General features: G+C 69.5%; 20 protein-coding genes. 6 read left to right on the forward strand and 14 right to left on the reverse strand.

Annotation, left to right across the window (positions count from 1 at the left end; genetic code table 11):
• Positions 1-99: 99 nt before the first annotated feature.
• The 10 genes from addA to ACO05L_RS02925 form a co-directional block, all read right to left on the reverse strand.
• Complete coding sequence (gene addA / locus ACO05L_RS02880; RefSeq protein WP_421730671.1) at positions 100-3,600, reverse strand: double-strand break repair helicase AddA; 3,501 nt, start codon at positions 3,598-3,600, stop codon at positions 100-102.
• Positions 3,597-6,740: a double-strand break repair protein AddB gene (addB, locus tag ACO05L_RS02885; protein WP_421730672.1), complete on the reverse strand. Its 3,144-nt coding sequence runs from the start codon at positions 6,738-6,740 to the stop codon at positions 3,597-3,599. The genes addA and addB overlap by 4 nt, the downstream gene beginning before the upstream one ends.
• Positions 6,737-7,489: a nucleotidyltransferase family protein gene (locus tag ACO05L_RS02890; RefSeq protein ID WP_421730673.1), complete on the reverse strand. Its 753-nt coding sequence runs from the start codon at positions 7,487-7,489 to the stop codon at positions 6,737-6,739. The genes addB and ACO05L_RS02890 overlap by 4 nt, the downstream gene beginning before the upstream one ends.
• Positions 7,486-8,625, reverse strand: a complete 1,140-nt coding sequence (gene amgK, locus ACO05L_RS02895) for an N-acetylmuramate/N-acetylglucosamine kinase AmgK (protein ID WP_421730674.1) — start codon at positions 8,623-8,625, stop codon at positions 7,486-7,488. Before amgK ends, ACO05L_RS02890 begins: the two co-directional genes overlap by 4 nt.
• Positions 8,618-9,109: a tRNA (adenosine(37)-N6)-threonylcarbamoyltransferase complex ATPase subunit type 1 TsaE gene (gene tsaE / locus ACO05L_RS02900; protein ID WP_421730675.1), complete on the reverse strand. Its 492-nt coding sequence runs from the start codon at positions 9,107-9,109 to the stop codon at positions 8,618-8,620. The genes amgK and tsaE overlap by 8 nt, the downstream gene beginning before the upstream one ends.
• Positions 9,106-9,987 carry a GNAT family N-acetyltransferase gene (locus tag ACO05L_RS02905; RefSeq protein ID WP_421730676.1) on the reverse strand — a complete coding sequence of 294 codons (882 nt, stop codon included), beginning with the start codon at positions 9,985-9,987 and terminating at the stop codon, positions 9,106-9,108. Before ACO05L_RS02905 ends, tsaE begins: the two co-directional genes overlap by 4 nt.
• 202 nt (positions 9,988-10,189) lie before the next feature.
• Positions 10,190-12,010, reverse strand: coding sequence for an FAD-dependent 5-carboxymethylaminomethyl-2-thiouridine(34) oxidoreductase MnmC (mnmC, locus tag ACO05L_RS02910; RefSeq protein WP_421730677.1), 1,821 nt, complete (start codon positions 12,008-12,010; stop codon positions 10,190-10,192).
• Positions 12,011-12,116: 106 nt separating this feature from the next.
• On the reverse strand, positions 12,117-12,413 hold the full coding sequence (locus tag ACO05L_RS02915; RefSeq protein ID WP_421730678.1) for a hypothetical protein: 297 nt from the start codon (positions 12,411-12,413) through the stop codon (positions 12,117-12,119).
• Positions 12,414-12,591: 178 nt separating this feature from the next.
• Entirely contained in the window at positions 12,592-13,461 is an 870-nt protein-coding gene (motA, locus tag ACO05L_RS02920) for a flagellar motor stator protein MotA (protein WP_421730679.1), read from the reverse strand.
• A 125-nt stretch (positions 13,462-13,586) separates the two neighbouring features.
• Positions 13,587-15,386 (reverse strand): long-chain-acyl-CoA synthetase, encoded by a 1,800-nt coding sequence (locus tag ACO05L_RS02925; protein ID WP_421731619.1) that lies wholly within the window; start codon positions 15,384-15,386, stop codon positions 13,587-13,589.
• Positions 15,387-15,619: 233 nt separating this feature from the next.
• Between ACO05L_RS02925 and ACO05L_RS02930 the strand changes: the two genes are divergently transcribed.
• Together ACO05L_RS02930 and ACO05L_RS02935 are read left to right on the forward strand one after the other, a co-directional pair.
• A complete protein-coding gene (locus ACO05L_RS02930; protein WP_421730680.1) occupies positions 15,620-16,111 on the forward strand; it encodes a hypothetical protein in 492 nt (163 codons plus the stop codon).
• 138 nt (positions 16,112-16,249) lie between these two features.
• Positions 16,250-16,813: a hypothetical protein gene (locus ACO05L_RS02935; protein WP_421730681.1), complete on the forward strand. Its 564-nt coding sequence runs from the start codon at positions 16,250-16,252 to the stop codon at positions 16,811-16,813.
• A gap of 58 nt (positions 16,814-16,871) precedes the next feature.
• On the opposite strand, the gene ACO05L_RS02940 is transcribed toward ACO05L_RS02935, so the two are convergent.
• Together ACO05L_RS02940 and ACO05L_RS02945 are read right to left on the reverse strand one after the other, a co-directional pair.
• Positions 16,872-18,197, reverse strand: coding sequence for a PQQ-dependent sugar dehydrogenase (locus ACO05L_RS02940; RefSeq protein ID WP_421730682.1), 1,326 nt, complete (start codon positions 18,195-18,197; stop codon positions 16,872-16,874).
• A 20-nt stretch (positions 18,198-18,217) separates the two neighbouring features.
• The gene (locus ACO05L_RS02945) at positions 18,218-18,814 is read right to left on the reverse strand and encodes a lipocalin family protein (RefSeq protein WP_421730683.1); all 597 of its coding nucleotides are present in this window, start codon (positions 18,812-18,814) and stop codon (positions 18,218-18,220) included.
• Positions 18,815-18,989: 175 nt separating this feature from the next.
• Here ACO05L_RS02945 and ACO05L_RS02950 point away from each other — a divergent pair, with 175 nt between their 5' ends.
• From ACO05L_RS02950 to ACO05L_RS02960, 3 genes are all read left to right on the forward strand, one after another.
• Entirely contained in the window at positions 18,990-19,976 is a 987-nt protein-coding gene (locus tag ACO05L_RS02950) for an ABC transporter ATP-binding protein (protein WP_421730684.1), read from the forward strand.
• A complete protein-coding gene (locus ACO05L_RS02955; protein ID WP_421730685.1) occupies positions 19,973-20,743 on the forward strand; it encodes an ABC transporter permease in 771 nt (256 codons plus the stop codon). The genes ACO05L_RS02950 and ACO05L_RS02955 overlap by 4 nt, the downstream gene beginning before the upstream one ends.
• 73 nt (positions 20,744-20,816) lie before the next feature.
• Entirely contained in the window at positions 20,817-21,899 is a 1,083-nt protein-coding gene (locus tag ACO05L_RS02960; RefSeq protein WP_421730686.1) for a hypothetical protein, read from the forward strand.
• Positions 21,900-21,903: 4 nt separating this feature from the next.
• Here ACO05L_RS02960 and ACO05L_RS02965 read toward each other — a convergent pair whose 3' ends face one another.
• On the reverse strand, positions 21,904-22,293 hold the full coding sequence (locus tag ACO05L_RS02965) for a hypothetical protein (protein ID WP_421730687.1): 390 nt from the start codon (positions 22,291-22,293) through the stop codon (positions 21,904-21,906).
• Positions 22,294-22,452: 159 nt separating this feature from the next.
• On the opposite strand from ACO05L_RS02965, the gene ACO05L_RS02970 reads away from it, so the two are divergent.
• Positions 22,453-23,127: a DsbA family oxidoreductase gene (locus ACO05L_RS02970; RefSeq protein WP_421730688.1), complete on the forward strand. Its 675-nt coding sequence runs from the start codon at positions 22,453-22,455 to the stop codon at positions 23,125-23,127.
• Positions 23,128-23,145: 18 nt separating this feature from the next.
• Here ACO05L_RS02970 and ACO05L_RS02975 read toward each other — a convergent pair whose 3' ends face one another.
• Positions 23,146-24,018: a hypothetical protein gene (locus tag ACO05L_RS02975; RefSeq protein ID WP_421730689.1), complete on the reverse strand. Its 873-nt coding sequence runs from the start codon at positions 24,016-24,018 to the stop codon at positions 23,146-23,148.
• Between the last annotated feature and the right edge of the window lie 464 nt (positions 24,019-24,482).

Here is a 24,482-nt window from a genome sequence, read left to right on the forward strand (position 1 = left end):
TCTCTAGGGCGCTACGCTCGCGACGCGGTCGCTTGCTGCTTGAGCGCGGGTTGGTGTGGAGGTCGATTCGACCGTTCGTGAATGGATGTGGGGCGCCGATCAGCGCCCTGCAAGCGCCGCGTCCATCATATCGCCGGGCACGGCCATCAGCCTTGGCCCGTCGGTCCAGACCAGGGCCGCCTCGACCGCCCGGTCGGGATAGAGCCGCTTCAGCACCCCGACATAGACCGCCATCTGAAGTACATAGGCGGGATCGGCGCCCTCGACGCGGTCGGGCGCGGGGCGGTTGGACTTGTAGTCGACCACCAGCACCCGTTCGGGGGTGATCACCAGCCGGTCGATCCGGCCCGAGATCGACACGTCCGACGCGCTCATCGCGCCCGCCAGAGCGACCTCGGCGCGCGAGCCGGGGCCGAACACGGGGGCGAACCGGGCGTCGTCCAGCACGCCAAAGGCTGCGGCGATCATCTCGGCTCTTTGATCGTCGTCCAGGTCGCGCTCGCGCGCCAGCATCCGCACGGCGGCCTCGGGGCGGGCCTCCGGCGCGATCTCAGGCAGACGCTCCAACAGCCGGTGGATCAGGTCGCCGCGCCGGAACCGGCCCAGCGAGGGCGCCGTCGCCGACCCCTCGGTCACGATCCGGGCCAGGGGCGAAGGCGCGGGAATGCGGACCGCCGGCTCGTCCATCTTGGACGGCGCGGCCAGACGCGAGACGACGTCGCGCGCGGGCGCCGCGGTGGCCCAGTCCGGGATCAGGGTCTCGACGGCCTCGGCGGTGGCGCCCCGGCCCAGGATCTGGGGATCGGCGCCAAAGCGGCGGCGGCCCTCGCCGATGTCGCGCACATTGTCGGGGTCGTCTTCGGTCAGACGGCCGAAGGTGTCGGCGATGACGTCCCACCAGCTCAGTTCGGCATAGCCGACGGTCTCCTTCTTCAGCGCCCGCCCCATGATCACCAGTCGATCGCGCGCGCGGGTCAGGGCGACATAGAGCAGACGCAGGGTCTCGGCGTCGGTGCGGTCCACGCGCGCCTGCCGCGCGGCGGCGGAGGCCGGGCAGTCGTCGCCCGCGCGACCGGGACACATCAGCCAGCCGTCACCGCCCTCAGCAAGTGCGACCGGCATCAGGGTCGGCCCCTGTGGCTTCGCCCGCGAGGTGGTGTCGGGCAGGATGACGATCGGCGCCTCCAGCCCCTTGGCGCCGTGGACCGTCATGACGCGCACCTCGTTGCGCGCCCCCTCCATCTCGCGCTTCACCTCCACGTCGGCGGCTTCCAGCAGCGACAGACAGGTTTCCAGATCGGTCCCGCCGCGATCCTCGGCCGACAGCACCTGGGACAGGGTCTCGTCGATGGCCTCCTCGGCCTCGCGCCCCAGCCGCGCCAGGATACGGGCTCGCCCCGTCTGGCCCGTGGCGTCCGGCCGGTTCAGCACGGCCGAGAAGAAGGCGAAGGGGTCGCGGTCCCGGTCTGCGATGGCGGCGGCGAGCAGGTCGCGCGCCTGTGTCCACTGGGGCTGTTCGTGCATGCGGCGTTTCAGCTCCGACCACAGGGACTTGCCCATGCGGGGCTCGGCGCCGGCCAGTTCGTACAGGCTCGACGGATCGCCGAAATCGCCGACGTCGCACAGGGGGCTGCGCAAGACCTCGGCCAGGCTCAGGTCGTCCTCGGGATAGAGAGCGAACCGGGCCAGGGAGATCAGGTCGTCGAAGACAATGTGGCTGCTGAGCTTGAGCCGGTCGGCCCCTGCGACGGGCACTCCCTCGGTCTTCAGTGCACGGATGATTTCCTCGAAGGTCGCATCGCGACGGCGCACCAGGACCAGGAAATCGCCGTAGCGGGCGGGGCGCAGGCCGGTCCGGTCGTGCACGCCGACGCCGCTCTGGACCTGCTGTTTGATATCGCGCGCCAGGGCGATGGCCAGCTTCTTGCGTCCGCTGTGGGCGCCCTCCTTGTCCACCGGCGCGTTCCAGGCCTCGCGGTCGGGGGCGTCCGGGTCCTCGAACAGGGGCCACAGATCGACGGCGCCGTGCTGGTCTTCGCGGGCGACCAGGTGGGGCTGGGAATCCCCGTGCTCGCCGACCAGGGCGCGGGTGCGTTCGGGGCTCTCGAACGCGGCGTCGACAAAGCCCAGTACCTCGACCGTCGAGCGAAAACTGGTCGTCAGGTCCGGGCCGCTGAAGGCATGCCCCGCGTTCTCGACCATAGCCATATAGTCGCGGCGTTCCTCGCGCAGCCGCTCGGGCCGGGCGCCCTGGAAGGAATAGATCGACTGCTTCTCGTCCCCCACGGCGAAGACGGTGCGGGGGATGGCGGAGGGGCGGCGGCGCTCGGCTCCGGCGCCCGAGAAGAAGGCCTCGGTCAGGGCCTTGAAGATGTCCCACTGGTCCGGCGCCGTGTCCTGGGCCTCGTCGATCAGGACGTGTTCGATGCCGCCGTCCAGCTTGAACAGCACCCAGGCGGCGCTGGCCCGGACGGTCAGAAGCTGCACCGTCTTTTCGACCAGGTCCGAGAAATCGAGCGCCCCTTGGCGCACCTTGGCGGCGGTGTAGAAGGCGGCGTGGACGCGGGCCAGGGTCAGGGCCTTTTCCGTGTCGTCGGCGACGCGGGCGGCGCGCAGCACGTCGAGCACGGCCAGGAATTTCAGCTGCAGATCGACCAAGTATTCCACGGCCCAGGGCGGGGCCTTCTTGGTGCCCATACTGGCCCGCCCCTTGGCCTCGCTGGTCAGGAAGACGGGGCCGATGGCGGCGATGGACCAGCGGCCCGGTGCAGCGGTCCTCATGCGCGTGGCGGTGGACTGGTCGTTGGCCGAGCCGGTGGCCATGGCTTCGGCGACCCGCTCCCATTCGGCGGGGTCGATCCAGTCCAGGAAGTCGGCCTCGATCTGGGCCGGCGTGCGGTCGGGATCGGCGCCGGCCAGGGCTTGCGGTCCCGGCGCGGTCCCGGCCTCGATCCGCTCGACATAGCCTACCAGGTCGCCGCGCCGTTTCTCGATCATGTCGAGCAGGTCGTGGAAGGAGCCCCAGTCCAGCTGAACGGCGAAATGAGCATAGGCCCGGCCCAGGGCGCCCTGCGGATCCTTCAGCGCCTCGCGGGCCAGATCCTCGCGCGCCTCATGCGACAGGGCCACCGCGCTGGCGTCCTCCAGCACGCGGAAACCGGGCGAAACCCCGGCCTCCAGCGGGAAGCGCTTCAGCAGCTTTTCGCAGAAGGCGTGGATGGTCTGGATCTTCAGCCCGCCGGGGGTTTCCAGGGCGCGGGCGAACAGTTTTCTGGCCTTGGACAGGTCGGCGTCGGACAGGGCGGCGGGGTCGCGGCCGTCCAGCCGGGCCAGGTCCGCCGCCAGATCGCGGTCGTCGGCGACGGCCCAGCCGCCCAGTTTGGCGAACAGGCGGGCCTGCATCTCGGCGGCGGCGGCCTTGGTATAGGTGACGCACAGGATCTCGCCCGGCGCGACCTCTTCCAGCAACAGGCGCGCCACCCGGTCGACCAGGGTGGTGGTCTTGCCCGAGCCCGCATTGGCGGTGACGAAGACCGACAGGGCCGGATCGGCGGCCTGTCTCTGGTTGGCCTGGGCCTGCTGGATGGCGGAAAGGGTCATTCGGGCGCCTCGTCCTCGCCGCCGACAACATGCCATTCCCAGACGCGCGCCAGATGGTCGTAGTTGCCGCCGAAATTGCCCATGAACTGGGGCGCCACCCAGGAGGTATAGGGGGTGTACGGATCATCGAAGGCGGCGACGCCCGCGATCAGCTGTTCCAGCGCCCGGGCGGCCAGGGCGGAGGCGTCCAGCGGCTGATTGCGGGTCGGTCTGGAGACGTCCACGACCTCGCCCGGCGTCTTGCGGCCGGTGACCTTGACATACAGCAGCTCGCTCGCTTCGGTCGGCGGGGGGGGAAAGCCACCTTCGGCCAGGATGGCGGCGGTCAGGGTCAGTTGCGGCGCGAACCCGGCCGCGACAGCCTTGGCGCTGGGCGTCTGGCCGGTCTTGAAGTCGATCACGGCGGCGCCATACGCGCCCAGTTCGATCCGGTCGGCGCGGGCCGTGACGGTGAAATCCCCGGCAGGAGCGGAAAATGTCAGTCGCCCCGACTGCTCGATCAGCAGGGTGGCGCCGCGCGCCCGGCGCTCACGCTCCCACCCCTCCAGCCAGCGGGCGCAGTTCCGGGCCAGGGGCGTCTCACGGGCCATGGCGGCGTCCTCGAAGCCTTCGAGATGCAGGGCTTCGCGGATGAAACCCTCGATCTGGTCGGCGCAGTCATCGGGCAGGGCGTCGGGCCAGCTGACCACGATCCGCTCGATCGCGCGGTGGACGGCGTTGCCGCGCGCCATGGCCTCGGCCGAGGCGCCGGGTCGGTCCATCACCCTCAGGCCCAGGATGCGCTGGGCATAGACGGCATAGGGGTCGCGCACCCAGCGCTCGACGCCGGTGACCGGCATCTCGCGCGGGCGGCGCGCCACCGGCGGGGTCGGCGCGGGGCGGCGGGCGTAGCGGGGCGGACCGGGGGGCGGCGTGTCCAGGCTGCGGGCCACGGCGACCAGGGGCGCGGGCTTTTGCAGCGCGACTGGGGTCTCGGGGGTGTCGGCGCCGCGGGTCAGCATTTCCAGCCGCCACAGCCAGCGCGACTTGACGGCCGGCTGACCGCCGCGCCGTTCGGTATGGATCAGGATGGCCTCGTCGGCGCAGGCGGCCTGGACGAAATCCTGCGCCGTCTGGCCCAGGCGGCGCTCGGGCGGAGGCAGGCCCAGGGCCTTGCGCATCGGGCGCGACAGGAAGGGATCGGTCGGGGCGGCGTTGGGCCAGACGCCTTCCTCCAGCCCGGCCAGGATCATCCGGTCGGCCCTGACCAGCCGCGCCTCGATGGCGCCCAGGATGCGCAGGCGTGGATGGGTGGCCCCGCCGGTGCGGACCACCGCCTCGGCGATCAGGTCGTGGACCAGGGCGGCGAAATCGCCTGCGCCGATCCGGCCCAGGGATGCGCCCCCCTCGATCAGGGATGACAGGACGCCCGCCGCGCATTCGCCGTCCGGCCCGGCCCAGGCGGTCTGGCCAGCCAGGCTCTCGACCAGCCGGGTCAGGGCGACGGCGGCGTCGTGAAGGTCTGCGGTCCTGTCCGGCGTCGCCTCGAACGGCTTGCAGGCCTCGGCCGACAGGGCCTGAAGCCGCGTCGCCAGCTGGTCGGCGGCCTTGAGGTTTTGCACCGTGCGTTCGGACGGGGCCTTGCCGTCGTCGCGGGGCTGGGCGGCGTTTTCCAGTCGTTCCGCGATCTTTTCCCAGCGGCGCGGGCGCGGGCCGCGCAGGGCGGATTTTTCCAAGGTTCTCAGGGCTACGGCGTAATCGTCCGTATCCAGATCAATGCCGACGAGGGGATGTTTTAACACCGCCAGCAGGCTCTGGGGCTTGAGCGGATCGGCGATCCAGCGGGCGCAGAGATCGACCAGGACGCCTGCCGAGGTGCGGCTCAGCGGCGCGCCCGCGGAACTGTCGGCGACGATGCCCCACCGCTCCAGCCGCGCGGCGACACGGCGGCCCAGGGCGATGTCGGGGGTGACCAGGGCGCAGCTCTTGTCAGGTGTTTCCAGCGCCTCGCGCATCATCAGGGCGATGGTCGATGCGGCGTCTTCCTCGGCGCGCAGGGTGATGACCGACAGGCCCTCAAGCCCCTGGGCGATGGGATCGACCGATTGCAGGGGCGCCGCCGCCTGACGCATCTCGCGGATCTGGGCGCGCCAGTCGGCCGTCGCGTCGGCGGGCCGCAGGGCCTCGTTGACCAGACGCTGGCGGGCGATGGCGCGGGTCTGGATATCAGGCGCAACCGGGGGCTGGAACCAGGCACGGACGCTGTCGCGCGCGACGCCGTGGCGGTCCAGCAGGCGCCACAGGGCGTTCTGGGGATGCTGTTCGTCGTCCCCGACTGTGGCCCATACCCGGGGGGCGAGATCGAGGTCCAGCCCGGGCAGGACGACGCACCCTTGCGGCGCATGGGCGACGGCGTTCAGCACATCGGCGGCGGCCGGGGCCGAGCCGGTTGAGCCGGCGGCGATGACCGGCCCGGTCGGCGGGGCCTCGGTCCAGCGCTCGGCCAGGAGGCGCAGCAGCCTGGCCCGTCGCCAGGCCGGATCGACCAGACCCATGGCCGCCAGTCGTCTGGGCCAGGCCTCGACGGCCAGACCGAGGAAGCGGGCGGATTCCTCCCAGTGTTCGGCCAGTTCCAGATCGACCAGATGGGCTACCCGACCCGGATCCTCGACCTCCTCCAGCTGGCAGGACTCGAGAAAGCCGCCCAGGGCGTCGGCCAGTTCCAGCGCGCGCAGGGGGGCGAGGCCGGGGGCGAAATCCTCGACGATCATCCGCGCCATCTCGAACCGGCGCGTCAGGGGGGCGATGGCGGGCGGCAGGTCCAGGCCCAGTTCGCCCGGCGCAAAGGGGGCTTCGTCCTCTTCCAGATCGCCCAGGGGCCGGACCTGGGGCAGTAGCACGGGGCGGTCGCCGCTGAGCCGGGCCAGGGCGTCGCCGAAGGCGCGGGCCGCCCGTCGATTGGGCAGCAGGATGACAGCGTCGCTCAGCGTCTCTGGCGGGGCGTCGCCCAGCCAGTCCAGCACCCCCGCCGCCAGATGCTCCAGAAACGGACGGCGCGCGGGGATGGTCAGCCAGCGCGGGGCAGAAGTTTCCCTACCGTCGCTCGCGCGGCGAGCGACTGCTTGAGGGGCGCCCGCAAACGGATCGAAGCGGTCGGTCATCGGGCTCCGGCCAGACGCGCCTCGGCGTCGTCGCGGGCCTGGGGATCGCCGACGTGCATCCAGTCGCCGTCCAGCACATGACCGTGCAGACGCCCTTGCGCCGCCCAGTCGCCCCACAGGCCGCCGCCTGCGGGAAACAGGCCGAACTCGGTCTCGGGCCAGGCATAGATCGGGCGCGGATCGACGATGTGGACGCCCATATAGTTGAACGGCGCGGTCGCGGCGCCCGCCGTGCGGCGCCCGGTCAGCCGGCCCTGATCGTCCATCAGAAAATCGCCCGCACCATCCAGGCCCAGGGTCCGCTCGGCCCGCGCCAGCAGCAGCCGGGCCTGCGCCCGTTCAGGATCGAAACCGGCGGCGAGATCGCGGATGGCGGTTGCGGGCGGCTCCCTATCCTCGATCCAGACGCTGTCGATATTGACGACCAGAACTGGAAGGTCACCCAATAGGTCGGCCGCCGCCTTGATCCCGCCGCCGGTTTCCAGCGGCAGTGCGTGTTCGCGCTCGTCGGAGATGACGATCTCGATGCCGCCTGTTCTGGCCCTCAGATGGTCGATCAGCCGGTCGGCGAAGGCGTGGACATTGACGACGCAGCGGCGCACGCCGGCTTCAGCCAGCCGATCCAGATTGTGGTCGATCAGGGTCCGGCCGCCGACCTCGACCAGGGCCTTGGGCCGGTCGTTGGTCAGGGGGCGCATACGGGTGCCGAGCCCGGCGGCCAGCACCATGGCGGTGTGGGGAACGGTCATGCGGGTTCGGCCCGGTTGATCGCGGCGCGGGCCTCGGCCGGGATATGGCGGTCGAACCACTGGCGCAGGCCGGCCAGACCCTGACCGGCGGGGCCTTCGCCCGCCAGGTTGCGCTCCAGATGCCGCCAGGTGCGGGGCATGAAGGCGGTGTAGCGATCGCGCCGGAACAGCACCTCCTGCCGGGCGAAGACGCGACCCAGGATGCGGGCGGCGTTCAGCGCGGCCAGGGCGCGGTACTCGTGCAGGAAGGCCTCGCGATCCAGATCCGGGCGGGCGGCCAGATAGCGGTCCAGCATGGCCGCCTCCAGTTCGGGCGACACGTCGCGCCGCGCATCCTGCAACAGGTGCAGCAGGTCCCAGGCCGGATGACCAGCGACCGCGTCCTGGAAGTCCAGCATCCCCACACGGGCGAGGCCGTCGCGCCTCGGCAGCCACAGCAGGTTCTCGGCGTGATAGTCGCGGTGCACGAAGACCGGCGCCCCGGCTTCGCCCAGGGCGATGACGGGCGCCCAGAGTTCCGACCATTCGGCGCGGGCGTCGTCGGACGGCGCGGCCAGACCCGCGAACTGCGGCCACCAGTCGAGGAAGGGGTCCAGCCCGGCGCGATAGGCCAGGGCGTCGTAGCGGTGCAGCGGCCAGACCTCGCCATCGGCCTGGATCACCGCAGGCGGGGTGGCGGCGTGCAGCCCGGCCAGGGCGTCGACGGCCGCGCCGTACAGGGTCTCAAGTCCCGTCGCATGGGCGGCGAAGACGTCGTCGCCCAGGTCTTCCAGCACGGCCAGACCCGCCGCCGTATCGCGCGCGCCGATGACCGGGGTCGACAGGCCGCGTTCGCGCAGCCAGCCGGCGATGGCCACGAAGGCGGCGACCGATCCTCCCGCCAGCCGCGCCTCGGCGTTATAGCCCAGGGCCTTGCGGGCCTCGATGTCGGCGTCTGCCGGGGCGACGGCGCTTTCCTCGGAAGGCGGCTGGTCCATCAGGATCAGCGAGGTTCCGTCGGCCGTGGTCAGCCGCTCGTACCGGCGCGTCGAGGCGTCCCCGGCCAGGGGGATGCGCACGGCGTCGGCCAGTCCGGCCTCGCTCAGGAAATCGAGGCGCTGTTGCTCGCGACCCATCGTGTTTTCGCGCTCAGTCATGCAGGTCCTTCAACTTCGTCTCCCACGCCCCGACGCCGGAAACGGTCGCAAGCCGGGTGTCGCCATCCGCCTCCGACAGGGTCACGATCAGCCGGTCGGCGCCGAGATAGGCGGACGGGTCCTCGCCCAGCCGCTCGGGCCATTCGATCAGGGCGCACCCCTCGTCCAGCGCCTCGTCCAGCCCGATCTCGAACGCCTCCTCGGGACGGGTCAGGCGATAGAGGTCGAAATGGGCGATGGGCGGTCCCATCCCGGGACTTCGGGGTTCGTAGAACTGCACCAGGGTGAAGGTGGGCGAGGGCACGTCCTCGTCGGGCCGGGTCAGGGACCGGATCAGGCCGCGCGCCAGGGTCGACTTGCCCATGCCCAGCGGCCCGTACAGCAGCACGGTCTCGCCCGCCCGCAGCAGGGGGGCGATCCGGGCGCCCAGGGCGGCGGTGGCGTCGGCGTCAGCCAGGCTGATCGTGTGGGGAGGGATGCTCACGCGAACACAGCGTCGGGCTGGCCGGGCAGGACCCGTTCGGTGAAGGCCTTCAGCCCATAGGTGGCGCGGGCCGCATCGATGTCGAGCCGGGCGGGGGGAATGGGCAGGCCGACGCTGAGACGGAAGGCCTTCTTTCGCTTGTTCAGCAGTTCGTGGAACAGGGTCACGTCGCGCAGTTCCTGCGAAAATCTGTCGAACAGGTGGAACAGGCGCGAGGTCGGGCCGGTGACGTGGATCGGCACCACGGGCGCATCGAATTTGCGCGCCATCGAGGCGGCGGTCGGGGCCCATTCGGGGTCTGTCAGGGAGCCGTCCTTGCCGACGCGCGCCAGGCGTCCGGCGGGGAACATGACGACGCAACGCTCGGCCTCGAACGCGGCCCGGGCGGCGGTCAGGGTCTCGCGGGTCTTTTCGCGCGTGCGCTTTTCGACCACCCATTCGACGGGGATGACGATCTCGTTCAGGCGGGGCGCGACCCTCAGGGCGTCGGCGTTGGCGAAGAAGATGGCGTCGGCGCGGCGCTGCTTGATGGCGTCATAGACGGCAACCCCGTCGGCGATCCCGGTCGGGTGGTTGCAGACGATGATGCAGCGGCCGGTCGCGGGGATGCGGTCCAGGTTCAGGGTCGAGACCTTCAGGTCCAGCAGGTCGGACATATAGTCGAAGCCCGCCTGACCCGACAGCGGCCTGACGGCGTCGGCCATGCGTCGCGCGGCGCGGTAGTTGAGCAGGCCGTAAAGCGCCGGTCGCACCAGGGGCCAGGCCAGCGAACGGGTCAGGCGCGGCGCCCGCTCGGCGATCAGCACGTCGCAGATATGCGGCTCGCCTTTCGGCGCATCGCGAGGGGTTGTCGCCGGGGGGGACGCAGAGGGTTCCATGCCCGGCGTTTGTCGCCGGATTGCGCAGCCGGAGCAAGCGGGATGGCGGCTCGCGCAGCCGTGATGGAGCCAAGGCGAAGGTTCGCCGTTTTCAGATCATGACCGGCCAGATCCTGAGCTTCCTGCATCACCACAACCGCGCGAGTCTCCTGATCGCCGGGGCCGTTGTGGCCGTGGTCCTGTGGAACTGGATTTTCTGAGTCTAGCCGAGCAGTCGGTCGGGCCTGACACGATCCGCCAGATCGGCAGGCAGGGGCGACGGGGCTCCCGTGATCATCGCGGCAAGATGCTCTCCCAGCAGGGGAGCGACGCAAAAGCCCCTTGACCCCAATCCGCCCAGGACGAACAGGCCGGGCGCTTGCGGCATGGGTCCGCACACGGGCAGCCGGTCGCGCGTCGTCGCCCGAACGGCGGCGCGGGCCGACGACGGCGCCGAGCTTGAAGCCTCTGCGAGATGGGGCAGGCGACCCGCCAACTGGGTGCGATTACGTTCGCTGTCCGCCTGACGCACCTCGGTCTCGACATCCCCCCGGTCGTGGGTCGCGCCATAGAGAAAGCCTCCATCGCAGGGCGATTGGCCGGTGGGGGCGACGTAGCCGCCCCAGGCGACGGCAGGCGGCGTTATGCCCGACGCAATATCCACCCAGTTGGCCTGACCCCGGACCGGCGCAAGCTTCAGGTCGGGCAGCAGGGCGGCATTACCCCAGCCGCCGGTCAGAACCACAGCATCGGCCTGGGCCAGCACCTGTCCTGTGGCGTCCAGCAACCGCCATCCCTCGTCGGCGCGCTCCAGGCTGGCGACCCGTCCGACGCATGGGGTCGCACCGTCCAGCCAGGGACCGACCACGGCCTGGGGACGAAGGACGAGGGCCTCGGCCATATCGAGGCCGCCGTTTTCACAGGTCTCGTCCAGACGGTCGGAGGCGGCCGTTGCGTCCAGCACGGTCATGGCTCCGGGCGCCCAGATCGTTTGGACCGCTATCTTTGCGAACCGAGCAGCGTCGCGCGGCGCCTGTTCCAGCTGAAGGACTCCGCGCGCGATCACGGCGCCCGTCGTGCGGTCGTACAGGCTGGCCGCCCGCTCGAGAGCCTGGGCGTGCAGGGCGGCGATGGTCGTGTCTCCAGCGTCGAGGCGCGGTGTGACCAGGGCGGCGGGAAAGCCCGAGGCCCCCGCGCCCGGCACGTCGGCCTCGACCACCACAGTCTCGATCCCGGCGGCGACCAGGGCGCGCGCTGTAGAGGCTCCGGCGATGCCGGCGCCGACGACGGCGACCCGTTGCGGGCGGGCGGGCGCGGGAGCGAGATCGGCTGAGCGCCGCGCCTCCAGCCTCTGGCGCTTGCGGCCGTGGCCCGGCATCCGCTCGACGCTGAAGCCGCGTTCTTCAAGCCCTCGCCGCACGAAGCCGGCGACGGTGAAGGTGGCGACCCGGGCGTCGCGCGCGGACCGCGCGGCGATCCCGTCCAGGACTGCGGGCGACCACATCTCGGGGTTCAGGGCGGGCGAGAATCCGTCCAGGAACCAGGCGTCGGCGTCGCCCGACCATTGGGACAGGGCCCACTCGACCTCGCCCACCGCCAGGTCGATGACGGCGTTGAACTGGGGCAGGTCCAGGCGGTGGAAGCCGGGCGTTCCCTGCGGCCAGACGGCCAGCAGGGCTTGGACCACCTCGGCGACCTCGGGCCAGGCCGACAGGGCGCGGGCGGCCTCGTCGCGCGTCAGGGGATAGGCCTCGATGGTGAAGACGTGCAGGCGGGCGTCAGCGGGCCGTTCGCGCCGCCACAGGTCCAGCAGGGCGACGATGTTCAGGCCGGTGCCAAAGCCCAGTTCGGCCACGGTGAAACGGTCGTGGCCCTGCCACGCCTCGGGCAATCCGCACCCGGCCAGGAAGACCGCACGGCTCTCGGCCAAGCCGTCATCCTTGGAGAAATAGACGTCGCCGAAACGCAGCGAACGCGGCTCCCCGTCGTCGGACCAGGACAGGCCGATGGTCGGTGCTTCGAGATCGGATGGGGGGGACGGCATCGGCGCTCTATAGCCGCAAGGCTCTGGCGGCGGCACGAAAAAGGGGGCCGCCGGATGGCGACCCCCTTCGTGATCGACCGCAAGGCCGATCCTTAGGCGTGTGCCCTTAGTGGGCGGCGGCGGGCGCAGCAGCCGGAGCGGCCGGGGCAGCGGCAGGAGCCGGGGCCATGGCGCCTTCGGCGGCCGGGACGGTGGCGGCGGCGGCGGCGGCTTCACCCGCAGCAGCGGCGGCGTCGGTCGCGGCGGCGTCGGCCGTCATGGCGGCGTCGGAAGCGGTGCTGGCGGCGGCGGAGGCGTCTGCGGCTGCGTCTTCAGCCTTGTCGGCGGGCGCGGGATTACAGGCGGCGACGGCCAGGGCGGCGGCGGCGGCGGCCGAAACGGCGAGCAGTTGACGGATCATCATGGTGAGATTCCTAACCTATGAATACGAGGTCTTCAGGCCCCGCCAAACCAGACTAGAACCGCGTCGCGACGCTTCGCAAGCGAAAACCTCACGGCTTCGTGATCGTTGCGTGACCGTTGAGGGCAAGTCTGTGGATGCGTCGGCGAGGGGAACCGCAGTCCAGGCGCTAGGTCGGGGATCAGGCCTCGACCGGCGTCGCCGACAGATGTTCTTCCATCTCCATGAAAGAGGGCTGGGCCGAGGAAGGGATGTCGCCGCGTCCGATCTCGACCGAGATCTGGGCCGCATTGCCGTGCAGGTGGGCCACCAGCACCGACTGGATGATCTTGTAGAAGGCCCCCTCCTCGTCGACGATCGCCTGCAGACGTGCGGCGAAAGGCCCCACCAGCCCATAGGCCAGGAAGACGCCCAGGAAGGTGCCGACCAGGGCCGAGCCGATCATCATGCCCAGCACCTCGGGGGGCTCGGTGATCGAGCCCATGGTCTTGATGATGCCGAGCACGGCGGCGACGATGCCCAGGGCGGGCAGGCCGTCTGCCAGTTGCTGGAGCGCGTGGGGGGCCATGGCGGCCTCGTGGTGGTGCTTTTCCAGCTGCTTTTCCATGGCGTCCTCGATCTGGTGAGGATCCTCCAGGTTCATCGTCATCATCCGCAGGGTGTCGCAGATGAAGTCGATGGCGAAATGGTCCTTCATGATCTTCGGGTACTTCTGGAAGATCGTGGACTCGCCCGGCTTTTCGATATGGCTTTCCAGGGCGATGACGCCCTTGGATTTCATCGTCTTGGTCAGGGCGAACAGCAGAGACAGCAGATCCTTGTAGTCGGCCTTCTTCCACTTCGGCCCCGCGAAGGTCTTGCCCAGCCCGGCCATCGACGACTTGATGACCCCGATCGAGTTGGCCATCAGGAAGGCGGCGATACCCGCGCCCAGGATGGCCATCAGTTCGTGCGGCGCGGCGTGAAGGATCACGTCCATCTTGCCGCCGGAGATCAGGAAGCTCCCGAACACCAGTCCGAACAGCAGGACGATGCCGATGATCTGAAACATGAAGACGGGTCCGGGCGCGCAGGAGAGGCTGGGACCATGGCTGTTAATGATTAAGGGGACGCTACCGGCGTTCTTTGCGTGCCCTGCCCATCCCTTATGCCCGAAGGAGAGGGAGGGCGTTTCGCCTACAGTCGGAACGTGCCGTTGAGAATCTCGGCGTACCCGGCCTCGGTGAGCTTCTGATAGCCAAGCTTGCCGCCCCGGACGTACAGGCCGGCGCCGACCTTCTCCGGGTCAAAGCCGTCAGCGACCAGGTCCACCTTGCGATATTTGAAGGTGCCGGTGGTTTCCAGGTTCTTGGCGATGCGGATGAACATCGGGCGGGCGTAGTGGGGCAATTGCTCCTCGGCATAGGCGGCGAACTCCTTGGCCGAGAACTTGCCGTCCATGACCAGGGTGACCATCCCCGCCTTGCCCTCGGCGCCGGCGACCGGCACCCCATAGGCGATGACTTCCTTGACGCCCGGCGCCTCGGCCAGTCGCTGCTCGACCTCGGAGGTCGAGACGTTCTCGCCCTTCCAGCGATAGGTGTCGCCGATCCGATCGACGAAGTAGAAATAGCCCTCGGAATCCTGGCGCATCAGGTCGCCGGTGCGGAACCACTTGTCGCCGCGGGCGAAGACGTCGGTCAGGACCTTCTTCTGCGAGGCGGCCTTGTCGGCATAGCCCGAGAAGTCGTGGCGGATGTCGTTGCCGATGGCGCCGATGGCCTCGCCGATCTCGCCGGCCGAGGCTTCCTGGCACAGGCCGTTGGAACCACGCACCGGCTCGTCGGTGTCCACGTCGAAGCGGACGAGCCGGATGTTGATCTGCTTCTTCATCAGCTTGGGCACCCGGCCGATGGCGCCGGGTTTGCCGTCGAAGTTGAACAGCGAGACATTGCCCTCGGTCGAGCCGTAGAACTCCAGGATGTCGGGGATGGCGAAGCGCGACTGGAACTCGGTCCAGACGTCGGGCCGCAGGCCGTTGCCGAAGGCCAGGGTCAGCTTGTGCGCCCGCTCGTCGTCGTGGGGCGGGCAGTTGACCAGATAGCGGCACAGCTCGCCGATATAGACGAACATGGTCGCCTGAGAATCCTTCACGTCCTTCCAGAAGTTGGAGGCCGAGAACTTCTTCCTGAGGATCAGCCGCCCGCCGTTCAGCAGCGCCGGGCCGACCCCGACCAGCCCGCCGGTCGAGTGATACAGGGGCAGGACGTTGAAGATCCGATCCTGGGGCGTCGAGCGGGTGCAGCCGGCGAAGGCGCGCATATAGGTGCGGGCGCGCGAATGCGGGATGCGCGCCGCCTTGGGCAGGCCCGTGGTGCCCGAGGTGTAGATGTAGAGCGCGGTATCGCGGTTGGTCAGACCGTCGCGCACAGACTTCAGCGGCCGCACCGACGAGCCGCTGCGCACGGCGTTGTCCAGGTTCCGGCGCTCGGACGCCTCGTCTGCAGTCTTCAGGCCGACGACCCACAGCATGACGGTGCGGGTGACGAAGGGACGGGCGTCCTCGACCTGTTTCCAGGTGTCCTCGTCGGCGACCACCTGGGCCACGCCGACGATGTTCAGACAGTGGGCCAGGGCCTGGCCGCTGAGGTTGGTGTTGATCAGGGCCGTGGCGATGCCGACCTTGGAGAAGCCCAGCCAGGCTGCCAGGTATTCGGCGCGGTTGGTCATCACCAGCCCGATGACGTCGGAACGCCGCAGGTTGCGGCTGCGCGCCCAGTGGGCATAGCGGTTGGCCAGGGCGTCGAACTCGCGATAGCTCAGCGCGCGGTGCTCGTCCTCGATGGCGATGGCGTCGCCGAACTTGTCGACCGCCTCCTCGATGTCGTCGCAGAGCAGGACATCGCTATCCAGCTCGATGGGCTTGATGCGCTTCAGGAGCCTGCGCAGCCCGTCCGCAAACTTCATGTCGCGTCGGATATTGGCCGCAAGTCCCATCGTCGCCGTCACTCCACCAGAATCCTCAGACCGTGATGGACAAGCCCCGGCCCCGGGTCAACCGATGGGCGAATTACGGTGGTGTGTCAGCGACGTTTCCCGCCCCGTCGTGATGCAAATGCGTCGGCGCCCCAAGGGAAGGCACGGGACAGCGCGGACTTGCCCTCGACGAGCCCCCGTCCTTAAGTCCGGTGGATGCGTCATGCCCGACAGCGACGCCCGGAGACTTCCTGATGCGCCTGATCCTCGCCGCCGCAACCCTGTCCCTGGCGACAACCCTGTCCCTGGCGACCCTGGCGGCTGCGTCAGCGGCCATGGCCCAACAGGATGCGCCGACCTATGGCGAGTTTCGCCTCGACGCCCAGGGCCTGCCCGACGAAAGCCTGTTGGCCGTGGTGGCGGGCGGAGAGGTCGAGGCGGCCGAACGCGCTGGGCCGGAAGCGCCGGACTGCAAGGGCTTCACCGCATCGGCGCCCGATGCGCGGCTGGTGTGGAGCGGGCCAGGCGCGGGCGTGCGGTTGTCGGCCGTATCCAACGCCGACACCACCCTGGTCGTTCGCGGGCCTGACGGACGCTGGCTCTGCGATGACGACAGCGGCGAGGATGCAAATCCTTCCATCAGCCTGACAGCGCAGGAAGGCCGATACGACGTTTGGGTTGGGACCTATTCGCAAGGAGAGCGCAAGAAGGCGGTCCTGTCGGCGTCAGCAACGTCTAGCTTCTAGAGCAGCAACGCGGGGCGGATCGCGGACCAGAAGTCGCCCTGATTGTGGCGACAACCGTGTTTCTTCAGGGCTTTGGATATTTCGCGGAACCATGATTGTCAGGCGTGGTTCTTTCTCCGATGTTTTTGGAGGAATACAATGTCTTCTACCTATCCTGACAATGGCTATGCTGACACGGTCGTGACGCCTGCCATGGCGACGCCGCGCGCCGAAAGCGACTTCGTTCCGGCCTATGCCCGCAAGCCTGCGCGCCAGAAGAAGATCAAGAGCTGGATGGTTCTGGCCCCCATCGGCGCCATCGTCCTGCTGGGCGGCGGTGCGGCCATGCTGATGTCTGGCGGCACTGAGACCACGCCTCTGGCCGAGCCCGCGCCGGCTCCTGTGGTCCAGGCTCCCGTCATGCCGACGGTTGATCCCATGACGACCACCGCCATCACGCCGATGACGGCTCCGGTTGAGGTGGCTCCCACCCCCGTCGCGGCGCCGGCTCCCGTCGTCCGCCGCGCCGAGCCGGTTCGTCGCGCCGCAACTCCTGTCGCTCCCCGCGTCGCCCCCGCTCCTGAGGTGGCACCCGAGCCGACCGGACCGCGCGCCTATTCGGCCAGCCCATCCACGGCTGCTCCGAGCGTGACGCCAGCCCCGGCCGTCACGGCCCAGACAGCGCCGCCTGCGCCGTCGATCCAGACCCAGCCGCTGAACTAGGTCTCACACGTCACGAAAAGCCCGGCGCGAAATCGCCGGGCTTTTTGCTGTGCGGTCTCTAGCGAGCCGGTCCGACCCGCCAGATGACATTGCCCACGTCGTCGGCGACCAGCAGACCGCCGGTGCGATCGGCCAAGACCCCGACCGGGCGGCCCATGGCCTGGCCCGCGTCATTGAGGAAGCCGGTCAAAATCTCCTGCGGCGGTCCCGCGGGGCGTCCACCGGCGAAGGGTACGAAGATGACCTTGTAGCCATTGGGCGGATCGCGGTTCCACGAGCCGTGCTGGCCGATGAAGGCGCCGTTGCGAAAGGCGGCGGGCAGGGCGGTCGCCTCGTCCGAGAAGGTCAGGCCCAGGGACGCCGTGTGTGCGCCCAGGGCGTAGTCGGGCTTCAGCGCGCTGGCCACCAGGGCCGGGTTCTGCGGCGCGACCCTCACATCGAGGTTCTGGCCATAATAGCTGTAGGGCCAGCCATAGAAGCCGCCCGGCGTCACAGAGGTCATGTAGTCGGGCACCAGATCATTGCCGATCTCGTCGCGCTCGTTGACCGAAACCCACAACATCCCGCTCTCGGGGTTCCAGTCCATCCCGACGGGATTGCGCAGGCCCGAGGCATAGACGCGGCTGGCGCCGGTGGCCGGATCGATCTCCAGGATCGCGGCGCGGTTGGCCTCTTCCGCCATGCCGTTCTCGCCGACATTGGAGTTGGAGCCGACGCCGACATAGAGGCGCGACCCATCGGCGCTGGCGACCAGGCTCTTGGTCCAGTGGTGGTTTCGGCCCGCCGGAAGTTCCGCCACCTTCATCGCCGGGGCGGTGATCTCGGTCTGGCCCGTCTGATAGGGGAAGGCCACCACGGCGTCGGCGTTGGCGACATAGAGGCGCTCGCCGACCAGCACCATGCCGAAGGGCGAGGTCAGGTTCTGCAGGAAGACCGAGCGGGTCTCCGCCACCCCGTCGCCATCGGCGTCGCGCAACAGGGTGATGCGGTCGGGGCTGGGGACCTGGGCGCCCGCCCGCTTCATCACCAGGCCCTGGACAAAGCCGCGAATGCCGCCCGACTTGCCCTCCGGTTTGGGCGGCGCATTGGTTTCGGCGACCAGGATATCGCCATTGGGCAGGCGATAGAGCCAGCGCGGATGATCCAGGCCGGCGGCGAAGGCCTGTACGCTCAGGCCCTGGGCCGCGATCGGCGTCCGGCCCGCCGGCCAGCCCACCGCCGGGGCGATCTTCACCGTGGGGAAGAGGCCGGCGCGGGGCTGGGGCAACTGGGGATCGGCGCCGAATCCGGCGATCGTGGGCAAGGCCTCCTGACCCCCGCACGCGGTGACGGTCAGGGCGGCTGTGGCCAGCATCAGGGTTTGGCGAAAGGTCATGACGGGCATCCTGTGGCCGGGGGTGGCCGTTAGGGCAGTCTTGCGGCGGTTGCGGCGATGACATCGGCAGGCAAAGCGGGCGGATATTGCAGCCGCTCGGGATCGAATCCAAGCGCCGCCACACGGGCCTTCAGACGTTCAAGCTCAGCCGCGTCGGGCGCTTGGCGTGTATAGATCCAGACGCGTTCGAAGGTGGGGTCCGACGAGATGAACCAGCGATAGTCGTCGTCGTGATCCAGGATCCAGTATTCCCAGGTCACGGCCCCCCAGAAATACCGGACGCGAAACCGCGTGTTGGTCCCCGGATCGAGGATCGTGGCGGAGGCCGACAGGGCCTTTTCCTTGCCCTGGGGCGTGTCGGCCTGACAGGTGTCGCGCAGCCGAAGCCGGGCCGGCGCCTCCAGCCTGTATGTGGTCGATCCGGCCACGCAGTCGTCGGTGAAGGACAGCTGCGGGCGACCGATCTCGAGCCACAGGCCGTCGTACAGACGCGCCGCATCGACGCTGCGGACCGGTTGCGGGGCGCGATACTGGGCCGGCGACGGCGCCGTCACACAGGCTCCCGTCGCGGTGGCGGCCGCCAGGCACAGGGCCAGGACTTTGAGCGACGCGGGTCTTATGGGCATGACGGTTCCGAACGCGGTTCTGCAACGCTGAACCTACGTTTCAGCTCACCCGCCGGATCATTCCCAGGGGGCCGACGCGTTGAGGGCTCCAGTTTTGCGCGGCGCCCTTGAGACTGCGACAATTGGCGCCATATTCCGCTCGCGGCCGCAGGCGTCGCTGGGAGCGCTCTTGTCCATGCCGTCAACCGCCACGCCGCCCGCGACTGAACCCGTCATCGTCATCGAAGGTCTGACAAAGACCTACAAATCCGGCCTCCAGGCCCTGAAATCGGTGGACCTGTCGATCGGCAAGGGCGAGATCTTCGCCCTTCTGGGACCGAACGGGGCGGGCAAAACGACCCTGATCTCTATCGTCTGCGGCATCGTTACGGCCTCGACCGGCACCGTCGTCGCCGACGGCTTCGACATCAGCCACAACTATCGCCAGGCCCGCTCGCGCATCGGCCTGGTGCCGCAGGAGCTGACGACCGACGCCTTCGAAACCGTTCTGGCCACCGTCACCTTCAGCCGAGGCCTGTTCGGCAAGTCGCCCAACCCGGCCTTCATCGAACAGATCCTTCGCGACCTCAGCCTGTGGGACAAGAAGGACGCCAAGATCATGACCCTGTCCGGCGGCATGAAGCGCCGGGTGATGATCGCCAAGGCTCTGAGCCACGAGCCCGACATCCTGTTCCTCGATGAACCTACGGCGGGCGTCGATGTCGAGCTGCGGCGCGACATGTGGACCCTGGTGCGCAAGCTGCGCGATCGCGGCGTCACCATCATCCTGACCACCCACTATATCGAGGAGGCCGAGGAGATGGCCGACCGGGTGGGCGTCATCCTGAAGGGCGAACTGATCCTGGTCGAACAGACCGCCACCCTGATGAAGAAGCTGGGCAAGAAGACCCTGACCCTGAACCTGACCGAGACGATGACCACGGTGCCGCCCGAACTGGCGCAATGGAGCCCGACGCTGAAGGGCGAGGGCGCCGAGCTGGAATACGTCTTCGACGCCAATGCCGAGGACACCGGCGTGCCCTCCCTGATCCGCCGGCTGGAAGGCCTGGGCGTCGGCTTCAAGGATCTGAACACCCGCCAGAGTTCGCTGGAGGACATCTTCGTCAGCCTGGTCCACCAATCCAAGGCCGACACATCTAAAGCTGGTGGAGCCGCCGCATGATCCGCTTCAACGGCCATGGCGTCTGGGCCATCTATCGCTTCGAGATGGCGCGCGCCCTGCGCACCCTGTGGCAGTCCATCGTCACTCCGGTCATCACCACGGCGCTCTATTTCGTCGTCTTCGGCTCGGCCATCGGCGGGCATATGAACGCGGTGGACGGGGTGCCCTATGGCGCCTTCATCGTACCCGGCCTGATCATGTTGAGCCTGTTCACCCAGTCGATCTTCAACGCCTCCTTCGGCATCTACTTCCCCAAATTCACCGGCACCATCTATGAGATCCTGTCCGCGCCCGTGTCGCCGCTGGAGATCGTGCTGGCCTATGTCGGGGCGGCGGCGACCAAGTCGGCCATCCTGGGCCTGATCATCCTGGCCACGGCCCGGCTGTTCGTGCCGTTCGAGATCCTGCATCCCGTGTGGATGATGGCGTTTCTGGTCCTGACCTCGGTCACCTTCAGCCTGTTCGGCTTCATCATCGGCGTCTGGGCCAATGGGTTCGAGCAGCTTCAGATGATCCCGATGCTGGTCGTGACGCCCCTGACCTTCCTGGGCGGCTCCTTCTATTCCATCGACATGCTGCCCCCCGCGTGGCGGACGGTGACCCTGTTCAACCCGGTGGTGTACCTGATCTCGGGCTTCCGCTGGTCCTTCTACGGGGCGTCGGACGTGGGGGTCGGGTACAGTCTTCTGGCCACCGGAGGCTTCTTTATCGTTTGCCTGGCCATCGTCGGCTGGATCTTCCAGACGGGGTATCGCCTGAAGGCGTGAGCGCATTGGGGCTCGACGCAGAGCCTCTGGCCCGTCATCAAAGCGACCCACTCTGACGGCATCCCTGAACCTCATGTCCGACCGCGAAACGCCTTCCAAGCCCGGCTCCACACCCGCGCCTGCGCCCTTCGTCCGCGTACAGGCGCAGTGGGGCAAGCCGCCGCCTGTGATCTTCCGCGCCGGTCCCCTGCCCAAGAGCGCCGACCTGTCCTGGGCCCAGCCGCCCGCCGGGATGCGCCCGCCCGCTTCCGCACAGCAGCAACAACAGCGACAGCCCACGCCCCAACCGGCGCCACAGGCCCGCTCCGGCGGTATCCTGAGAGGCTCGATGGTTCCTCCGCCCCGGCCTGCTGCGCCGGAGCCGGCTCGCGCCACCGCCCCGGAGCCGGTCGCCGCGCCTGTCGCCGCGCCCATCGCCCCTCCCGTTATGGACACCACGGTCCGGCCCCTGCCGCCGGCGCCGCAGCGGGTGTCCGAGCCGACGCCCGAGCCGCAGCCTGCGCCCCAGCCGAGCGCGCCGCCGGCCCCCCGGATCGCGCCCGCAGAGCTGACGCCCACCCCGGTCCAGACCGCCCCCGTTCACGCCGCCCCTGTTCAAGCTGCCCCGGCCGCCCCCGTCTATGCGACCGCAGCCGCGAAGCGCTCGTCGCGCCTGCCCCTCTATCTGGGCCTCGCCTTGGGCGCGGCGGCGGTGATCGCCGGCGGGATCTGGCTGGCCGGTCGAGGCTCGGCGCCTGCCCCGATGGCCCCCCTGCTGCCCACGACGGGCGTCGCCGCAGACCCGGTTCTGGACGCCACGCCCCTGTCGAGCGAACCGGCCCCGGTGATCGCCGAGCCGCCTGCCGCCCAGGCTATTGAAGCTCCCAATCCGGCCCCGACGACGAGCGCAACACCACCGGGCGCCACGACGCGCCCGTCTGTCTCGGCGTCTGTCCCAGCCTCTGTTCCGGCGGCTCGTCCTGTGACCCGTCCTGCGACCCCGGCGACCTCAGCTCCGTCGCCGACCCAATCCCTGAACCGCCAGCCGGCCCAGGCCCCGGCCATCGAGACCCAGCCCCTGGCCGTCCCGCCCGCAGGGCCTCAGCCCACGGCGGCGCAACCCGCAGCCGCCGACCCGGACGCCCCGATCGAGACCCGGCCCCAGCCGTTGAACTGAGGGCCTATTCCGCCCGAGGGGTCAGGGTCAGATAGGACCGCTCGACCATGCGACGCAGGCCCTCATAGGCCTCGGCCAGTTCCTCGAACGCGGTACGATGCGCCGTCAGCCGCGCGATCTGGTCGGGCGTGGTCGGCGACCCGGATTCCGACAGCCTCAGCGCCTCTGCGGCCCAGCGCGACCGCGCCGTGGCCACCGCCACCGCCAGCCGCTGGAACGTCTGCAGATCCACCCGCGACAGGGTGGCGCCGATGACCTCGCGGTTCGAGACGAAGGCGGCGTAATCGATCTGCTCCAGGGTGCCGCGCAGGCGCCGCTGCTCCTGAGGATCGGTGTCCTGGGGCTCGAAGTGATCGCGCGTGCGGCGCGTGCTGGCGGTCAGAATGCTCGACATGGCTCGATCCTGGGGCCTGTTGCGGCTTTGTGTCGCGAGCCTGCGCCCGCCCGGTTAACGACCGGTTCAGGAGCTTGGCCGTGGCGCCCTCCCGCTGGCCGCTGGCCGTTCCCATATGCGACCTTCAACCCCAGGAGCCCGGCCCCCATGACTGATCCCATGACTGATCCAGCCCCCCGCCCGCTGAAGATCGACTTCGTCTCCGACGTGGTCTGCCCCTGGTGCGTCGTCGGCCTGGGCGGGCTTGAGACGGCGCTGGAGACCCTGAAGGCCGAGGGCGTCACCGCCGACATCGCCTTCCAGCCCTTCGAGCTGAACCCCCAGATGGCGCCCGAGGGCGAGAATATCGTCGAGCATATCGGCGCCAAATATGGCTCCACCCCCGAACAGTCGGCCCAGAACCGCGCCATGATCACCCAGCGCGCGGCCGAGGCCTGGCCGGGGTTCGAGATGAACATGACCGAGGCCAGCCGCATCTGGAACACCTTCGACGCCCACCGCCTGCTGCACTGGGCCGCAGAGACCGCCCCGGCCCGGCAGAAGGCCCTGAAACAGGCCCTGTTCACCGCCCACTTCAGCCAGAACCGCAACATCACCGACGCCGGCGTCCTGACCGCCGCCGCCCAGACCGCCGGCCTGGACCGCGCCGAGGCCGCCGAGGTGCTGGCGTCCGACCGCTATGTCGAGGCGGTGCGCGCGGCCCAGGCCCTGTGGCGCGGCCGGGGCATCACCTCGGTCCCCGCCGTGGTGGTCGAGGGCAAATACCTGATCAGCGGCGGCCAGCCGGCCCAGGTGTTCGAAGAGGCGTTGAGAAAAATCGCCGCCGAGGTCTAGGCGCCGTCGCCCGGGGGTTCAGACATCCGGCGGATGTGAAACCGGGTCTGAATGGTCTGAATCGTCTGAAATCGAGGTGGCCTGAACTGAGGCGACCTGAATCGAGGCGACCTGGCCCGCCTGTTCCCTGAGCCGGTCGAGCAGGGCGCCCAGCCGCGCCTGACCGGCACGGTCGTCGGGCGCCAGGGCGGCCACGTCGCGCGCCAGACCCTCCAGCGCCCGCGCCTGCACCGCCAGCCGGGTGTGGGAAACCGGCGCCGGACACGGCGCGGGTCGGGGCGCCTCGGCCGGCTGGGGCTCGGGCTGCGGGCCGGGCAGGACGATCATCGTCGTCAGCCTTTGGTACAGCCGAACCCAGGACCCGGCCTCGGCCGCGCGGCCCAGCCGCATGGCCCGGTCGGCGCGCACCAGGGCGTGGGCGGCCATCTCGGACGGGTCGGGCAGCCCGGCGGCCCGCTCGGCCTCCATGTCGACGGGGGCTGGATCGGGCTGGTCGCAGCGCCGCCAACCCTCGCGCGCGGCCCGGCTCTTCAAGGTGCCCAGGCTTATCCCGTGCCGGTCACAGACCGAGGCCGCCGTCTCCCCCGCCAGATAGTCGGCCCGCGCCCGGTCCCAGACATCGTCCGAGCGCGGCCGATAGCCGTCCGCGCCGTGGTCGTCCCTGTAGGGTGGGGCATAGAGGTCGGCCCAGGGGTCGTTCTGGGCGTCATTCCGGGCGTCATTCTTGGGTTCGTCAGGACCGGCTTCGGTGTCCCAACCGGGATGGGCTGGGTCGTCGGACAGGGCGGGGCGGTGGCCGGCGGGGGTGTAGAGGATGTCGCCGAACTCATCCTGGCTCCACTCGCCGCGCGCGACGATGCGCGGTTCCTGATCGTGATCCTGAGGGTCCATATCCCGCCTCCCGCGCCTGCCGCCCCGCACCCGAGGCCGCCGGTTAGATTAGGGGCGCGGGAACGGGCGCCAGATCGACGGGGAGTGAATTTGCGAAAGCGCCGGGATTTCAGAGATCTGTCACGTGCCTATCCGCGCGCCAATCCTCGCCCAACGGGGGAGGGGGACCGCAGCGCCTTGCGCTGTGGTGGGGGGCTGACCGCGCACGCGCCTCTAAGGTGCTATCTGAGCCTCAGGGGTTGAGTGCAGTGGGCGCACGCAGATTACCAAAATCGTTGACTGAGGCTGAGCTCAGATCTGTCTGGAAGGACAGCCGAGATAGCCGGGTCACGAGCGCCTGCGCTCCTGGTATCGACGGGGTCTCGGCTACCGATTTTTCAAAGCGGCTTGTACCGAGCCTCCATCAAGCGCGTGTGGACGCCCTCCGGCAAAGGGCAGTCGAGTCTTTGATGAAATCGTTGGTA

Source organism: Brevundimonas sp. (assembly GCF_965227765.1).
Classification (GTDB): domain Bacteria; phylum Pseudomonadota; class Alphaproteobacteria; order Caulobacterales; family Caulobacteraceae; genus Brevundimonas.

Coding starts and splice junctions, on each gene's coding strand:
- ACO05L_RS02955 (WP_421730685.1), top strand. CDS start 19,973: ATGATCCGCTTCAACGGCCATGGCGTCTGGGCCATCTATCGCTTCGAG.
- ACO05L_RS02925 (WP_421731619.1), bottom strand. CDS start 15,386: ATGGGACTTGCGGCCAATATCCGACGCGACATGAAGTTTGCGGACGGG.
- motA (WP_421730679.1), bottom strand. CDS start 13,461: ATGTTTCAGATCATCGGCATCGTCCTGCTGTTCGGACTGGTGTTCGGG.
- ACO05L_RS02940 (WP_421730682.1), bottom strand. CDS start 18,197: ATGCCCGTCATGACCTTTCGCCAAACCCTGATGCTGGCCACAGCCGCC.
- addB (WP_421730672.1), bottom strand. CDS start 6,740: ATGACCGACCGCTTCGATCCGTTTGCGGGCGCCCCTCAAGCAGTCGCT.
- ACO05L_RS02935 (WP_421730681.1), top strand. CDS start 16,250: ATGTCTTCTACCTATCCTGACAATGGCTATGCTGACACGGTCGTGACG.
- ACO05L_RS02945 (WP_421730683.1), bottom strand. CDS start 18,814: ATGCCCATAAGACCCGCGTCGCTCAAAGTCCTGGCCCTGTGCCTGGCG.
- amgK (WP_421730674.1), bottom strand. CDS start 8,625: ATGACTGAGCGCGAAAACACGATGGGTCGCGAGCAACAGCGCCTCGAT.
- ACO05L_RS02930 (WP_421730680.1), top strand. CDS start 15,620: ATGCGCCTGATCCTCGCCGCCGCAACCCTGTCCCTGGCGACAACCCTG.
- ACO05L_RS02975 (WP_421730689.1), bottom strand. CDS start 24,018: ATGGACCCTCAGGATCACGATCAGGAACCGCGCATCGTCGCGCGCGGC.
- ACO05L_RS02950 (WP_421730684.1), top strand. CDS start 18,990: ATGCCGTCAACCGCCACGCCGCCCGCGACTGAACCCGTCATCGTCATC.
- ACO05L_RS02915 (WP_421730678.1), bottom strand. CDS start 12,413: ATGATGATCCGTCAACTGCTCGCCGTTTCGGCCGCCGCCGCCGCCGCC.
- ACO05L_RS02905 (WP_421730676.1), bottom strand. CDS start 9,987: ATGGAACCCTCTGCGTCCCCCCCGGCGACAACCCCTCGCGATGCGCCG.
- ACO05L_RS02965 (WP_421730687.1), bottom strand. CDS start 22,293: ATGTCGAGCATTCTGACCGCCAGCACGCGCCGCACGCGCGATCACTTC.
- ACO05L_RS02890 (WP_421730673.1), bottom strand. CDS start 7,489: ATGACCGTTCCCCACACCGCCATGGTGCTGGCCGCCGGGCTCGGCACC.
- ACO05L_RS02970 (WP_421730688.1), top strand. CDS start 22,453: ATGACTGATCCAGCCCCCCGCCCGCTGAAGATCGACTTCGTCTCCGAC.
- ACO05L_RS02960 (WP_421730686.1), top strand. CDS start 20,817: ATGTCCGACCGCGAAACGCCTTCCAAGCCCGGCTCCACACCCGCGCCT.
- addA (WP_421730671.1), bottom strand. CDS start 3,600: ATGACCCTTTCCGCCATCCAGCAGGCCCAGGCCAACCAGAGACAGGCC.
- mnmC (WP_421730677.1), bottom strand. CDS start 12,010: ATGCCGTCCCCCCCATCCGATCTCGAAGCACCGACCATCGGCCTGTCC.